Genomic DNA, 14881 nt, shown 5'->3' with positions numbered 1-14881 from the left:
CGCCCCGTACGGATCCGCACGCCGTCAGTTGAAGACGACCGTACGGTGCCCGTTGAGCAGGATCCGGTGCTCCGCGTGCCACTTGACCGCACGCGCCAGCGCCTGGCACTCCACATCGCGGCCGATGGCGACGAGCTGGTCCGGGGTGACCTCGTGGCCGACCCGCTCCACCTCCTGCTCGATGATCGGGCCCTCGTCCAGGTCGGCGGTGACGTAGTGCGCGGTCGCGCCGATCAGCTTCACCCCGCGGGCATGCGCCTGGTGGTACGGCTTGGCGCCCTTGAAGCTCGGCAGGAAGGAGTGGTGGATATTGATGATCCGGCCGCTGAGCTGCTTGCAGAGGTCGTCCGAGAGGACCTGCATATAGCGGGCCAGGACCACCAGGTCGACGTCCTCCCGCCGGACCAGCTCCAGCAGCTCGGCCTCGGCCTCCGCCTTGTTGTCCCGGGTGACCGGAATGTGGTGGAAGGGGATCTGGTACGAGCCCACCAGCTCGGCGAATTCCGTGTGGTTGGAGACCACGGCGACGATCTCCACCGGCAGGGCGCCGATCCTCGACCGGAAGAGCAGATCGTTGAGGCAGTGACCGAACTTGCTGACCATGAGGACGATCCGCATGGGCTCGGAGGCCCCGTGGATCTGCCAGTCCATCTGGAAGGCGTCGCCGACGGCGGCGAAGCCGGCCCGCAGCTTCTCCACGGTCACCGGCTCCTCGGCGGAGAACTGGACGCGCATGAAGAAGAGACCCGTGTCCTGGTCGCCGAACTGCCGGCTGTCCTCGATATTGCAGCCGGTGATGAAGAGATAACTCGACACGGCGTGCACGATGCCCTGCTTGTCCGGGCAGGAGAGCGTCAGGACGTACTGTTCGGTCATCCTCGTAGGGTGCCATATCACGGGTCGCGCGAGGGGTGATCGTCCGCTGACCGGACGGGCCGGGCGGGCGTCGGGCGGCAGGGCCGTAACGCAGGTCACAGCCGTCCCGCAGGCCCCGCCGGGCGCCCACCCGGTCCGTTACGCGGCCCGGGTCATGATCCTCAGGACGTCCAGCGACTTCGGGGGCGTGTCCGGGTCCTCCCCGTCGTTCGACGCCAGCCGTACGTGCGCCTCACGCGCCGCGTAGACCGCCTCCGGCCAGCCGGGGTGCTCCAGATAGGCGGAGACCGGGGCGTCCGGGCCGACCTGATGCATGATCCGCAGCACCCGCAGGACCGCGAGATCCACCGCCGACGCCTCCGCGGCGTCCCGGAATATCGTCCCGACGTACTTCTCGGCGGACCAGTTGTCGAGCCAGGTGTCCTCGACCAGCCGGTAGACGGCATCGGTCACATCGCCGAAGCCCTCCCTCCCCGCGAGCCAGGTGTCCTGGTGGAAGGCGGGGTCGGAGAGCATGTGCAGCGCCGAGCGCACGTTGCTGCGCCAACGCCACCAGGGCATGTCATTGAGCGGCATACCGCCCATGGTGGAGGAGCGACGGGTGCGACGGGAAGGGGGATTCGGGGCGGGCTGCACACCTCCGATCGTACGTTCACCGGACGATCGGGCCGCCCGGGGCCCCGGCGGGGGCGATCCGCGGAGTTCACCGGCCCGCCATCTCGTGGCCGACACCACACACACCGCCGTTACCTCGGTGGCGGAAACGTGACGGCCCATGACGGATACCAGGCGACATCCCCGTCCGGGCGGCGCGCGTACCGGCTCGGCGGTGATCACGGCCGTCGTGGGCGCCCTGCTCGTCACCGGCTGCGGGCGGCTCCCCGGCATCGGCGGCGGCTCCCCCGAACCGGTCACCGTGATGACCTTCGCCCCCGAGAACACCGACGCGACCAACATGCCCGGTATGCCCGCGATGGCGAAGGCGTACGAACGCTGGGCCAACGCCACCGGCGGCATCGACGGCCACCGGCTCCGCGTGATCACCTGCAACGAGGGCAATACGCCCGCCGGAGCGTCCGAATGCGCCCGCCGGGCCGTCGACGAGGGCGTCGACGCCGTCGTCGGCTCGTACAGCCAGCACGGCGGCGCCTTCATGGCCCCCCTGGAAGCCGCCGCGATCCCCTTCATCGGCGGCTACGGCCTCGCCGAGGAGGAGTTCACCTCCTACGTCTCCTACCCCGTCAACGGCGGCCAGGCGGCGCTCCTCGCCGGACAGGGCCTCCAGCTCGCCGAAGCCTGCCGCGAGGTCGCCATCGTCCGCCCCGACTCCGCCGCGGGCGACCGGCTCCCCCGGCTCCTCGGCGCGGGGCTCGCCCACGGCGACCACGACGCCCCCGCCGACGTCCTCGCGCCGGACAACGCCTCCGACTACACCCGCGAGGCCCGGAAGGCACGGGCGGCCGTCGGCGCCGAGACCCGTACCGGAATCGGCACCCGGGCCGGGAACGGCGACCGGCCCGGCTGTGTCACCGCCGCACTCGGGGAACGCACCGAGACCTTCGTCGACTCCTACCGCCGACTCCCCGACGACGGACGCGAGATCAGGTTCTCCTCGGTCACCGGCAGCGTCGGCCAGTCCCTGATCAACCGCACCGGCGGCCGGGACGGCCCGTACGAAGGCGCGTTCGTCACCGGCTGGTACCCCGGCAGCGACGACAGCCGGTGGAACCTCATGAAAGAGGTCGTCGGCGAGCACGCCTTCGGCGACAACCGGATCGACCCCACGGACTCGGGCGTCCAGACCACCTGGATCGCATTCTCCGTACTGAACTCCGCGATCCGCGCCGTCGACTCCGACGAGATCACGTCCCGCAAGCTGATCCGGGCCCTGGACGGCGGCCTCGCGGTCTCCACCGGGGGACTCACCCCCACACTCCGCTGGAAATACGGCGACCAGGAAGGCATCCCCGGCTACCCCAGGGCCGTCAACAGCTCGGTCACCTTCCACGTCGTACGGGACGGCAGACTGACCTCCCAGCAGCGGGCGTCCGCGCGGGTCTCGGAGGTGCTGGCGTACACACCCCGCTGACGCGTCTCCGGGGACCGCCGGGGGTTCTCAGAGCTGCTCGGCGCGGCGCGACGTCAGATCGAAGTCCTTCGCGATCGCGTTCCACATCCCCGACGCCTGCCGCTTCGCCGCCGTCGCGTCACCACTCGCCCGATTGCCCTCCACGGCACGCTTCGTGGACCGGGCCCGGCCGTCCTGGCAGCCCTTCTTGCCGTTCTTGACCTGCTCGGCCCAGGCCGCGTAGTGGTCGTCCGCGGCGGCCGACGAATTCCACGCCCGGATCAGCGACGCCGTCAACTCCCCGTTCCGCGGCAGCTTGTCCACCGGCAGGGACTGCAACCGGGCCACCATCGTCCGGCGCTGCTCGGCGGCGGAACGCAGATCCGACGCGGCCTGATCCAGATTCGTACACTTCCGGATATTCGCCACGGAACGCACCACGGCGGCACGGCTGCTGTTGCTGTCCGCGAGAAGCCTGTCCAACGCCTCGGCCTGCGGGTAGGCCGGATGGTTCTTCTTCTCGGCGTCGTCCTCCTCGTCCTCGTCCGGATCCGCCGACGCGGACGGCGACGGGGACTCCTTCGGGGACGGGGAGGCCGCGGGCTCCTTCGACCGCTCCGGCGCGCCGCTCGCGGAATCTGCGGCCACCGGCGACGACGGCTTGTCGTCCCCGTCGCCGTCACCGCCGTAGATCGCGGCGCTCAGGCCCAGACCGAGTACGGCACAGCCGACGATCACGGCGCCCATCACCGCGTACTGCGACGTCTTACGCCGCGCCTCCCGCTCCTCCGCGCGCTCCGGGCGCTCGCCCTGCCGGAACAGATTGTCGAACTCGCCCGGCACGGGGGCCATGAGCCGGGTATCGGCGTGGCCGGGCGGAGCCTGGCGGGGCGCGGTGATGCCGAGATTGGTGGTCGGCGGGTCCTCCGGGACGGGGGCGGGGACGGGCGGGAGGACGGTGGTGGCGTCCGCGTCGCCCTGCGGGTGGCCTCGGGTCGGGACGGGCGGAAGGAACGTGGTGGCGTCCATCGCGCCGGGCGGCGTCTGCTCCGGGGGCAGGGGTATGTGCGCGCCGGGGGGCGGCGGGCCCCAGGGCTGCCCCGTCGCGGGCGTATCGGGTATCCAGGGGTCACCCTCACGAGGCGGCTGCGCCCCGGATCCGGGCCCGTACCCGTTTCCGCGGTCGCCGCCGCCTGCGCCTGCGCTGTGCGTCACCGGAACCTCCGTCCAAGCCGCGCGGGTCTCTCCAAACCCCTCAATCTATCGCGCCCCCGCGCGGGGCACCCTCCGGGCAGGGATAGAGCCGCCCCCGGAGGAGTTCCGACCGCGCGCCGTCGTGGGCTTGTCTCGCAGTTCCCCGAGCCCCTGGTTGCCCTCCTCATCGCCCTCGGGATGGGGGCGCCCTCCGGGCAGGGAGTAGTGCCTCCGCCGGTGGTGTTCCGACCGCGCGCCGTCGTGGGCTCGTCTCGCAGTTCCCCGAGCCCCTGGTTGCCCTCCTCATCGCCCTCGGGATGGGGGCGCCCTCCGGGCCGGATAGGTAGTGCCTCCACAGGAAGTGTTCCGACCGCGCGCCGTCGTGGGCCGTTCGCGCAGTTCCCCGCGCCCCTAACCACCTCCCCCTCGCCGACCTCGTAAAGGAGGACGGGCCCCGTCAGGGGCGCGGGGAACTGCGCGACCAGCCAGCCACCGGCCAGCGGGTGGACCACCAACCCCAGGCGGCACCGTTCCCCTCCCCGGGACGGGCTCCAGCCCCAGGAGACATGACCAGTCGGCGTGGTCGGGGGGTGCGGGGTCGCCCCCTGGGGGTCCCCCCAAAGGCAGCTTTGGGGGAGGACGGCGGACAAGAAACGGGGCTCCTAAAGAAGACCCTCACTTCCGCCGTCCGTGAGGAGGTGAGCCCGGAGGCCACCGACCCTCCCGACACTGCACAAGACCGCCCGCATACCGCTGGAGCAACGGTCACATCTCCCTCAGCCCCGCCGGCGCCTGAGGCGCGAACGGCCCCGCCTGGCCACAGGCAACCCCGGCACCAGGCGCCCGGGGCGCGAGGCCAAGCGACCCGCCTGGCACAGGCAACCCGAGCGCGAAGGGCCCCCGGCACCAGGAACCCCACAGCGGGAGGCGCCCCCGCGGGAGGCGCTACCGCGTCAGGTCCGCGAGGCGCGACAAGTCGTCGCGTACCGAAGCCCGCTCCTCCGGCGACAGCGTCACCTCGGCCGCCCGCGCCAGCGTCCGCCGCGCCAGGTCGTCGTCGCCCTGCCGGTGGGCGATGTCGCCGCGCAGGATCAGGAGCCGCAGCAGTTGTACGGGGGTCGGTTTCCGGTCGTCGCGGGCGAGTGCGCGGTCCACCATCCGGGCCGCGCCGGGCAGGTCTTCTTTGGAGTCGGCGAAGAGGATCGCGAGATGCAGCGCCCGTTCGAAGGTCTCTTTCGGGGCGGGCCCGATCGTGCCGTCGGTGTCTTCGGCGCCGGTCAGCTGTCCGATCCGGATGCTGTTCCCGGTGGGGTCGGTCATCAGGAACTGCCGTACCCCGTAGGGCATGTCTTTGAGGGGCCCGATCCGGGGCAGCCCCCGGGTCGGTATCCGGCCGTATGCCGATTTCAGGCCTGTCCGGAAGGCGGTGTGGAGTTCTTCCACGTCGTCGGTGAGGACGTAGCAGCCGGAGTACGAGGCGGCCGGGTCGTACTCCTTCATGCCGAAGAACTGCAGCTCGACGGTGCCGCGTTCGACCACGGCGTAGGGGTAGGGGCTGCGCTGGCGGAGGGTCGTCTCGAAGCCCAGGGCTTCGTAGAAGGCGACGACGTCGTCCATGAGGGTGGTTTGACACGGGAGGAGCGGGATGGTCGTCTCGGTCATGATGGCAGGGTATTCAAAATTGAGTACTCTAGTCAAAGTTGATGTCTCCCGTCCGGCGGGGGACGGGAAAGAGGTGGCCCCGTCATGTCCGCGATCCGGCTGCTCGTCCTCGGCTCCGTGCGCCAGCACGGCCGGGCCCACGGCTATCAGGTCCGCAACGACCTGGAGTACTGGGGCGCCCACGAGTGGTCCAATGCCAAGCCCGGCTCGATCTACCACGCGCTCAAGCAGATGGCGAAGCAGGGACTGCTGATCGCCCACGAGGTGGCGCCGTCGACGGCGGGCGGCCCGCCGAGGGTCGAGTACGAGATCACCGAGGAGGGCTCGACGGAGTTCTTCGCCCTGCTCAGGGAGTCGCTGACCGGCTGGGACCAGAAGATGGACTCCCTCTCCGCCGGGCTCGGCTTCATGGTCGAGCTGGAGCGTGCCGAGGTGGTCGCTCTGCTGCGGGAGCGGATCGCCCAGATGGAGGGCTGGCGCTCCTCGGTGACCGAGTACTACGACCCGGAGCGGGGGCCCGCCCAGTTCGGGCATATCGGCGAGATCATGCATCTCTGGCTCTCCTCGGCCGACTTCGGCAAGGAGTGGACCCTCGATTTGATCCGCCGGATCGAGGAGGGCGCGTACACCTTCGCGGGCGAGGGGGAGCCGTTCCGGGGGGTGCTGCTGGAGGGCGAGGAGAACCCGTACGCGACCGGCGTCCCGCACAAGGGCGACGCCGAATAGCCGGGCCGGGCCGGGCCGCCAGGCGCCCCGCCCCGTGGCCGCGGGCAATGCTATTCAAGTTTGACCAATCACTCCGGCTGTGCTTTCCTCCCTCCTGCTGGTCAATTTTGACTACACGCTTCGGAAGGGGCCGCGCATGCCGGAACACGTGATCGCACTCGACGGCGTACGGAAGGTCTACGGCGCCAAGGCGGCGCTCGACGGTCTCGATCTGGCCGTTGCCGAGGGCACCGTCCATGCCGTGCTCGGGCCCAACGGCGCGGGCAAGACCACCGCGGTCCGGGTGATGTCCACCCTGCTCAGGGCGGACGCGGGCGAGGTCAGGGTGGCCGGGTACGACGTCCGGACCGACCCGGCCGAGGTCCGCCGCAGAATCGGCCTGCTGGGCCAGCACGCGGCGCTGGACGAGGAGTTGGGCGGCTGGCAGAACCTGGAGATGTTCGGCCGTCTCCACCACCTCGGCGCCCGCTCCGCCCGGGCCAGGGCCGATGAACTGCTGGCCCGCTTCGACCTGGCCGACACCGGGCCGAGGGCCGTGAAGAAGTACAGCGGCGGCATGCGGCGACGGCTCGACCTGGCCGCGTCGCTGATCACCGAACCGGCCGTGCTCTTCCTGGACGAGCCCACCACCGGGCTCGACCCCCGGGGCCGTACGGAGGTCTGGGAGGCGGTGCGCTCCCTCGTCGGCGGCGGTACGACGGTCCTGCTGACCACCCAGTATCTGGAGGAGGCGGACCAGCTCGCCGACCGGATCTCAGTGGTCGACCGGGGCCGGGTCGTCGCCGAGGGCAGCGCCGACCGGCTCAAGGCCGACCTGGGCGCCGACCGGATCGACATCGTGCTCCGCGACGCCGCCGACCTGGCCCGGCTCGCGCCCCTGCTGCCGTTCGGCGGGGAGGCGGCCATCGACCCGGACCGGCGGCTGCTCAGCGCGCCCGTCGCGGACCGGATGGCCGCGCTCACCGAGACCGTACGGGCGCTGCGGGAGGCGTCGGTCGAGGCGGAGGACATCGCCGTCCGCCGCCCCACCCTCGACGAGGTGTTCCTCCATCTGACCGGTGACGGCCCCGCGCGGGACGCGCGGGAGACCCGGACTTTGCCGGGCACGGACCCCCGGACCTCGCAGGACTCCCCGACCGTGAAGGAGACCGTATGACGACCGCGACCCTCTTCCTCTCCGACGCCTGGACGATGACCCGCCGCGAACTCGCCCACTGGGCGCGGATGCCGTGGAAGGTCGTGATCGCGATCGCCTTCCCGGTGATGCTGCTGCTGATGTTCGGCTATCTCCTCGGCGGCGGCCGGGGGATCGAGGGCGACTATCTGAGCTATCTGATGCCCGGAATGCTGGCCCTGACCATGGCGTTCGGCCTGGAATCGACGATGACGGCGGTCACCCAGGACCTCAACAAGGGCGTGATCGACCGGTTCCGCTCGCTGCCGATGGCCGACTCCGCCGTACTCGTCGGCCGGAGCGCCGCCGACCTGCTGGAGTCCGCCGTCTCCCTGCTGGTGATGACGGGGACCGGCCTCGCCCTCGGCTGGCGCTGGGACGGCGGCGCGGCCGGGTTCGCGGCGGCAGCCGGGCTGCTTCTGCTGCTGCGGTTCTCGATGCTCTGGATCGGCATCTACCTGGCGATGGTCGCCGGGCGGACCGAGCTGGTGACGGCGGTCCAGATCCTGATCTGGCCGGTCGCCTTTCTCTCCACCGCCTTCGCGATCCCGACGGAGATGCCGGACTGGCTCGGCGCGGCCGTGGAATGGAACCCGCTCTCCGCGACGGCGACGGCCGCCCGCGACCTGGCCGGTCTCGACACCGGCGGCTCCTGGGCGGCGGACCACGCGGCACTGCTCGCCGTGGGGTGGCCGCTGGTCCTGCTGGCGGTCTTCTTCCCGCTCGCGGTGAACCGCTTCCGTGGGCTGAGCGGCTGACCCCGGGCCTCCGGCGGCCCCGGTGACACGGGGTCCCACCTGCGCGGATACGGGACGGCTGGCCTATCGTGACCCCCGGAACGGCACCTTCGGGGGACATGGGGGCGGATATGGAGGAGTTGTACCGGGCGGCCGCGCGCGGTGCGGGCTGGGCGGCGCGGGGAGCCGTACGGCTCTGGGAGGCCGTCGGACCGACCCCGGACGAGGAACGCGACCCGACCCGGCGGAAGGAACGGCTCCGCCATCCGGACCGGCAGCGGCCCCTCACGGCGGAACAACTCGCCGAAGCCGAGACGGAGCTGGGGATCGCGCTCCCGGCCGAATACCGCGCGTTCCTCCTCGACCCGCCGAAGGAAGGCGGCCCCGAGGAAGGCGGCCCGGTCAACCCGCTGACCCGGACGGCGGACGGCTGGCGCTGGCGTACCGAGTACACGATCGCCTACGACTCCCTCGCCACCGACTTCCCGCACCCCGACTCCTACACCGCCGAGGACGCCGCCCTCGACGCCCGGGAGCCGCGCCAGACCGACTTCCCCGACCCGGCCGCCTTCGACACGGCGTACATCGCCTGGGAGCGGGAGGCGGAGGCGTTCGAAGCGGCCAAGACGGCGGGCGCGGTGGTGCTCCGCGACGGGGGCTGCGGCTTCTCGACCCTGCTGGCCGTCTCAGGCCCGCTGGCCGGAACCATGTGGTTCGACGCCCGCGCGACCTGCGACCGCATCCTCCCCCTGAAGAAGGACGCCGCTCCGGGCACGTTCGCTGAGTGGCTGGCGGGAGAGACTCCGCCTGACCCGTGGTGACGCCGCGCGTGTCGTCTTGACCCTCCGCCCAGCCGGCCGGGCGTTGTCGGCGGCCTGCGGCCCGCCCGTGGCTTGTCTCGCAGTTCCCCGAGCCCCTGGTTGCCCTCCTGACCGCCCTTGGTAAGAGGCGGCCCCTCTTACCAAGGGAGGGCCTCCCCCTCTGGTTCGGTAAGGGTGGAGAGCATTCAGGGGTGCGGGGAACTGCGAGACAAGCCACCGACGGAGCGCGGTCGCCCGACGACATTCGCCCGGCTGGGCGGAGGGCGCGGGCCCCACCCGGAGGGCCGAGGCGCTGGGGGTCCCCCCATTGCCGAAGGCATAGGGGGCGGAACCGCGCGACAAGCCACCGACCGCGCGCGGTCGCCCGACAAGCTCGCCCCGCCGGGCGGAGGGCGCGGGCCTCACCCGGAGAGCCGAGGCGCTGAGGTTCCCCCCCCAGAAAGGCCCTCAACGTGGCGAGGCGCCGCAGGCTAGTGGTGGAAGGCCGTCGCCTTCGCCTGGTCCCTCGTCAGCGGGCCCGACTGCTCCCGCAGCTCCGGCAGCAGCCGGTCCAGGTCTTCCATCAGCAGCTCCGCCAGGTCCGCCGAGAAGCCGTTGCGGCAGACGATCCGCAGTACCGACAGGTCTTCCCGGTTCTTCGGGAAGGTGTACGCGGGTACCAGCCAGCCGGACTCCCGCAGCCGCCGCGCGACGTCGAAGACGTCGAACGCGGTGACGTCCGGCGCGGTCGTCACCGCGAAGACCGGCAGTTCGTTGCCGTGTGTCAGCAGCCGGAAGTCGTCGTACGCGCCGATTCTCGCGGCCAGCCCGGTGGCGATGTCGCGGGCCGAGCGCTGGACCGCGCGGTAGCCGTCCCGGCCCAGCCGGAGGAAGGTGTAGTACTGGGCCGCGACCTGCGCGCCGGGCCGGGAGAAGTTCAGGGCGAAGGTCGGCATGTCCCCGCCGAGGTAGTTGACCCGGAAGACCAGTTCCTCCGGCAGTTCGGCGGCCGACCGCCACAGCGCCCAGCCCACTCCCGGATAGACCAGCCCGTATTTGTGTCCGGAGGTGTTGATGGAGGAGACCCTCGGCAGCCGGAAGTCCCACACCAGGTCCTCGTCGAGGAACGGCGCCACCATCGCCCCCGACGCGCCGTCGACGTGGACGGGGACGTCGAGCCCGGTCCGCCGCTGGAGTTCGTCGAGGGCCGCGCAGATCTCGGCCACCGGCTCGTACGATCCGTCGAAGGTCGAGCCGAGTACGGTGACGACGCCGATCGTGTTCTCGTCGCAGAGTTCGGCCGCGGCCTCCGGGTCGAGATGGAACCGCTCGCCCTCCATCGGTACGAGCCGCGGCTCGACCTCCCAGAAGGCGCAGAACTTCTCCCAGCAGACCTGCACATTGACGCCCATCACCAGATTGGGCCGGACCGAGGCCGGATAGCGGTCGGTATTCCGTTTCGCCCAGCGCCGTTTCAGCGCCATCCCCGCCAGCATGCACGCCTCGCTCGATCCCGTCGTGGAGCAGCCGACGACGGCGGCCGGGTCCGGCGCGTGCCACAGGTCCGCGAGCATCGCCACGCACCGCCGTTCCAGTTCGGCGGTGCGCGGGTACTCGTCTTTGTCGATCATGTTCTTGTCCCGGCACTCGTCCATCAGCACCCCCGCCTGGGGCTCCATCCAGGTGGTGACGAAGGTGGCGAGGTTGAGCCGTGAGTTGCCGTCGAGCATCAGCTCGTCGTGGACCAGGCGGTACGCCGTCGTCGGCGGCAGCGGCCCGTCCGGCAGCCGGTGCGTGGGCGGCGCCTCGTCCATTCCGCTGACCGGGTTGGCCTCCCCGTAGAACGGGTTGAGGGAGAGCGCGCGCCGCCGCCGTTCCTTCGGCGAGTCACCGCTGTGGGTATCCGTGCCCTGGTGGAGTGGCATCCGTCTTCGCCGCCTTCTCTCGGATCCAGCCGGAGTCAGATGTCGAGGGGTTCGATGATCACGGCCGTGCCGTACGCACAGACCTCCGTCCCCACGTCCGCCGCCTCCGTGACGTCGAACCGGAACATCAGCACCGCGTTGGCGCCCCGCGCCCTGGCCTGCTCCACCAGCCGTTCCATCGCCTGGTTCCGGGTCTCGACCAGCGTCTTGGTCAGCCCCTTCAGCTCGCCGCCGATCATCGACTTCAGTCCGGCGCCGATCTGGCTGCCCAGATGGCGGGAGCGGACGGTCAGCCCGAAGACCTCGCCGATGACCTGGCGTACCCGATAGCCGGGTACGTCGTTCGTGGTCACGACGAGGACGTCCGACTGGGGGGTCTGTCCGCCGCCGTAGTCCGCGATGCCCATCCGCTCAGCCCTTCCGCTCGATGACCCGGCCGTCGGTTCCGGCGGCGCGGCCGGTGGTGTGACCGGCGGCCCCGGTGACCCGGCGGCCCGGCCAGTCCGTACCGGTGTGCGATCGGTGTACGACCGGTGTCCACCTGTGTTCGACGGAATGGTTCTCCCGTGTCACACCAGCTTTGCCGGGCGGCGGGAGGTGTGCATCCTGGGAGGGCCGCAGGAACACCGGACCGGGTACGGACTCGCCCGTCAGGGCTCGTCAGGGCCCGTAAGAGCTTGTACGGCTCGTACGAGGGTGTCGGCGCGGGTGGTCCCGGTACGGCTCCCGTCCGGTACCGCGCCCGCCGCCCCCGCGCCCGCCCGCTCCGGTACGCACGCCCGTCCCTCACCTCCGACGACTCGTACAGGAGCCAGGACCTCGTGACCAACCTCGCGCTCGGACCGAGCTGGCTCGACCCGGACTATCTGATCGGCACCTTCGGACTGATCGGCGTGCTGCTGATCGTCTTCGCCGAGTCCGGCCTCCTCATCGGCTTCTTCCTGCCGGGCGACTCCCTGCTCTTCACCACCGGACTCCTGGTGACCAGCGGCAAGCTGGACACCCTGCCGCTGTGGGCGGTCTGCGCCCTGATCGTGCTGGCGGCCGTCGCGGGCGACCAGGTCGGCTATCTCTTCGGCCGCAAGGTGGGCCCGGCGCTCTTCAAGCGCCCCGACTCCCGGTTCTTCAAACAGGAGAACGTGGAGAAGGCGCATGACTTCTTCGCCAAGTACGGGCCGAAGTCGCTGGTCCTGGCCCGCTTCGTGCCCATCGTGCGGACATTCACCCCGATCGTCGCGGGCGTCAGCCGGATGAACTACCGCTCCTTCATCACCTACAACATCGTCGGCGGGGTCCTCTGGGGCGCCGGAGTGACGCTGCTGGGCGCGGCCCTCGGCAATGTGAGGCTCGTCCACGAGAACATCGAGGCGATCCTGATCCTGATCGTGGTGATCTCGGTCCTGCCGATCGTGGTGGAGCTGCTCCGGGCCCGTAAGCACCGTGTCGGCCGGTCGGGTGACGCGCCCCAGGAGACCGGCCCCGGCACACCCGGCGACGCGTCGTCGCACCGGGGCCGCCACGCGAAGCGCTGACCCCCGTACGGTACGGGGCCGCCCGGCGCGACAGCCCGTACATCCCGTACGACCGTCGGGAGGCGACCAGGCGCCCTAGAAGCCCCTCGTCCGCTTCGCCGCCCGGCGGCGGAACGCGGGTACGGGCAGCGCGCCCGCGACCGACGGCACCCGCAGGAACAGCCGGGAGATCTCCCCGCCCAGGTTCACCCCGATCGCGATCGCCAGCGCCAGCGCCGCCGCCTTCGACAGCGACGCCAGCCCGGCGTTCAGCTCCCCGCGCGCCATCGACAGCAGGGCGAAGTAGGTGGCGCTACCGGGGAGCAGGGGCCCGATCGCGGCCGTGATGTACGGCAGCGCCGACGCGTGCTGATACCGCGACAGCATCTGCCCGAACAACCCCACCAGCCCGGCCGCGATCGCCGTCGCCGCCACCGGATTGATCTCCGCGGTCAGCGCCAGCGCCCCGTAGACCGACCAGGCCACCCCGCCGTTCAGGGTGACCAGCAGTACGGTGTCGCGGTCCTGCTGGAGCAGGATCGCGAAGCAGAACGACAGCCCCATCGCCGCCAGCAGTTGCACCTCGGGCCGCTCCACCGGATGGAGCACCGTCTCCGGCGTCAGCGCCGCGCCCAGCCCGATCCCCAGATACAGCACGCTCAGTACGCCCGCGACGATCCCGACGACCAGATACCCGACCTCCAGCAGCCGGGCGGCGGCCGTGATGTAGAACCCGGTCAGCCCGTCCTGCACCCCCGCGACCAGCGCCCGCCCCGGGATCAGGGCGAACAGGCCACCCGTGATCACCGCGGACGCCCGGACGTCGAGCGGGGAGAGCGAGAGCGCCACACCCATCGCGGCCGGGGCCGTCGCGGCGGCCACGAACTGGTAGAACTCCGGCAGTCCGCGCCCCGCGCAGAGCCAGGCCAGCCGGTCGCCGAGCATCGCCGAGACCGCCGCCGCCGCGAAGACCAGGAACCCACCGCCGACCAGGACGGACGCGGAACCGGCCAGCAGCCCGGCCGCCACCGTCAGCGCCCAGCCGGGGAAGGGGTGCCGGTTCCGGCGGATCTCCGCCAGCCTGCGGTACGCCTCCTCCAGCGACACCTCCGTATCGGGCGTACTGATGTCGTGCACCAGCCGGAAGACGGCCGCGAGCCGGGTGTAGTCCGTACCCCGGCGGCGTACCGTCCGGTTCGCCGTCACCGGATCGTCCACCAGGGACGGCTGATACGTGATCGACAGCAGGGTGAAGGTGACGGTGGGCTCGCAGCGGTCGAGCCCGTACGAACGCGAGATCGCGAACATCGCCGCCTCGACGTCCTCGGCGCCCTCGCCGCCCGCGAGCAGCAGCTCGCCGATCCGGAGCGTCAGGTCGAGCACCCGGGGCACGGCAGGGCCCGTCTCCTCGTCGTGCCGCTGTACGACCTCCGGTACCGGCCGCTCCCCGACCGGCATCCGGAGCATCGCCCGCATCCGGTCCTGCCAGGGGGCGTCCTTGGTCAGAACGACCTTGGGCACGCCGTCGGAGGGGGTGAAGGCGGTCGGGGAACTACGGGCCCGATAGGTCGCGGGCGTCGCGAAGGCGGAACCTTCCTGCTCCGGCTGTACGGGCTCCACGACCCCGTCGGGGACGGCGAACTCGGAGGTCGGCTGATCCTCCTCGACGGCCTCGGGCGGGGCGATGCCGTCGGGGACCGCGAACTCGGACGAGGGGTGCTCGTCGGCGGGCGGCGGGGCGTCGGCCGGGGGCCGGGAGCGGTAGGCATCGGCGCCGGACTTGCCGCCCGCGCCGCCGCGGCTTCCGTTGTCGTCGCCCGTACCGCCTGTGCCGCCTGACACCGGGCCCCTCCCTTCCTGCCGAGTCGATCACGTCCGTCGCGATCAGTATGTGCGGGTAGCGCGTACCCGACGACCCCGAGCCCCACGCCTTTCCCCTCCGGGGTCTCAGGGGGGCCGGGCCGCGCCCGGCGCCCTGAGCTTGTTCGCGGTCTGCGGACCGTGGCTGGCTGGTCTCGCAGTTCCCGAGCCCCTAAACGCTCTCCGTCTCGCCGCCCCTGGAAATGGGCACCGTCTTTGGGAAGGGGCCGGTCGCTTTCCCAGGGCTTTGAGGAGGGCAACCTAGGGGCGCGGGGAACTGCGCGACCAGCCACCCACCGGGCGCGGTCGCCCGACAACATCCGCCCGGCCGGGCGGATGGCGCGGGCC

Annotated in this window: 13 protein-coding genes; 6 read left to right on the top strand and 7 right to left on the bottom strand. The window is 71.5% G+C overall.

All coding sequences use genetic code 11. The features are described 5' to 3' along the window. Positions 1–24: 24 nt before the first annotated feature. A complete protein-coding gene (gene purU / locus ABZ714_RS13785) occupies positions 25–876 on the bottom strand; it encodes a formyltetrahydrofolate deformylase (RefSeq protein WP_358825397.1) in 852 nt (283 codons plus the stop codon). A 138-nt stretch (positions 877–1014) separates the two neighbouring features. Continuing rightward, positions 1015–1461, bottom strand: a complete 447-nt coding sequence (locus ABZ714_RS13780; RefSeq protein ID WP_358825451.1) for a hypothetical protein — start codon at positions 1459–1461, stop codon at positions 1015–1017. Positions 1462–1651: 190 nt separating this feature from the next. Between ABZ714_RS13780 and ABZ714_RS13775 the strand changes: the two genes are divergently transcribed. After that, positions 1652–2965 carry an ABC transporter substrate-binding protein gene (locus ABZ714_RS13775; protein WP_358825396.1) on the top strand — a complete coding sequence of 438 codons (1314 nt, stop codon included), beginning with the start codon at positions 1652–1654 and terminating at the stop codon, positions 2963–2965. A 27-nt stretch (positions 2966–2992) separates the two neighbouring features. On the opposite strand, the gene ABZ714_RS13770 is transcribed toward ABZ714_RS13775, so the two are convergent. Beyond that, a complete protein-coding gene (locus ABZ714_RS13770) occupies positions 2993–4159 on the bottom strand; it encodes a hypothetical protein (RefSeq protein ID WP_358825395.1) in 1167 nt (388 codons plus the stop codon). Between the two features lie 924 nt (positions 4160–5083). Beyond that, positions 5084–5800 carry a VOC family protein gene (locus ABZ714_RS13765; RefSeq protein ID WP_358825394.1) on the bottom strand — a complete coding sequence of 239 codons (717 nt, stop codon included), beginning with the start codon at positions 5798–5800 and terminating at the stop codon, positions 5084–5086. An 84-nt stretch (positions 5801–5884) separates the two neighbouring features. Between ABZ714_RS13765 and ABZ714_RS13760 the strand changes: the two genes are divergently transcribed. The 4 genes from ABZ714_RS13760 (at position 5885) to ABZ714_RS13745 (ending at position 9258) form a co-directional block, all read left to right on the top strand. Then, positions 5885–6526: a PadR family transcriptional regulator gene (locus ABZ714_RS13760; protein WP_358825393.1), complete on the top strand. Its 642-nt coding sequence runs from the start codon at positions 5885–5887 to the stop codon at positions 6524–6526. A gap of 136 nt (positions 6527–6662) precedes the next feature. Continuing rightward, entirely contained in the window at positions 6663–7682 is a 1020-nt protein-coding gene (locus tag ABZ714_RS13755) for an ATP-binding cassette domain-containing protein (RefSeq protein ID WP_358825392.1), read from the top strand. Beyond that, positions 7679–8458 carry an ABC transporter permease gene (locus ABZ714_RS13750; RefSeq protein WP_358825391.1) on the top strand — a complete coding sequence of 260 codons (780 nt, stop codon included), beginning with the start codon at positions 7679–7681 and terminating at the stop codon, positions 8456–8458. Before ABZ714_RS13755 ends, ABZ714_RS13750 begins: the two co-directional genes overlap by 4 nt. Positions 8459–8568: 110 nt before the next feature. After that, positions 8569–9258, top strand: a complete 690-nt coding sequence (locus ABZ714_RS13745; RefSeq protein WP_358825390.1) for an SMI1/KNR4 family protein — start codon at positions 8569–8571, stop codon at positions 9256–9258. Positions 9259–9728: 470 nt separating this feature from the next. Here ABZ714_RS13745 and ABZ714_RS13740 read toward each other — a convergent pair whose 3' ends face one another. Together ABZ714_RS13740 and ABZ714_RS13735 are read right to left on the bottom strand one after the other, a co-directional pair. Beyond that, positions 9729–11162: a glutamate decarboxylase gene (locus ABZ714_RS13740; protein WP_358825389.1), complete on the bottom strand. Its 1434-nt coding sequence runs from the start codon at positions 11160–11162 to the stop codon at positions 9729–9731. 35 nt (positions 11163–11197) lie between these two features. Then, on the bottom strand, positions 11198–11569 hold the full coding sequence (locus ABZ714_RS13735) for a YbjQ family protein (RefSeq protein ID WP_358825388.1): 372 nt from the start codon (positions 11567–11569) through the stop codon (positions 11198–11200). Positions 11570–11983: 414 nt separating this feature from the next. Between ABZ714_RS13735 and ABZ714_RS13730 the strand changes: the two genes are divergently transcribed. Then, the gene (locus ABZ714_RS13730; protein WP_358825387.1) at positions 11984–12694 is read left to right on the top strand and encodes a VTT domain-containing protein; all 711 of its coding nucleotides are present in this window, start codon (positions 11984–11986) and stop codon (positions 12692–12694) included. A gap of 75 nt (positions 12695–12769) precedes the next feature. Here ABZ714_RS13730 and ABZ714_RS13725 read toward each other — a convergent pair whose 3' ends face one another. Further along, a complete protein-coding gene (locus tag ABZ714_RS13725) occupies positions 12770–14515 on the bottom strand; it encodes a threonine/serine exporter family protein (RefSeq protein WP_358825386.1) in 1746 nt (581 codons plus the stop codon). Positions 14516–14881 lie beyond the last annotated feature (366 nt).

The organism is Streptomyces sp. NPDC006798 (genome assembly GCF_040635975.1).
GTDB lineage: Bacteria > Actinomycetota > Actinomycetes > Streptomycetales > Streptomycetaceae > Streptomyces.
Note: the sequence above shows the minus strand (reverse complement) of the source record. Positions and strands in the feature narration are given on the sequence as shown.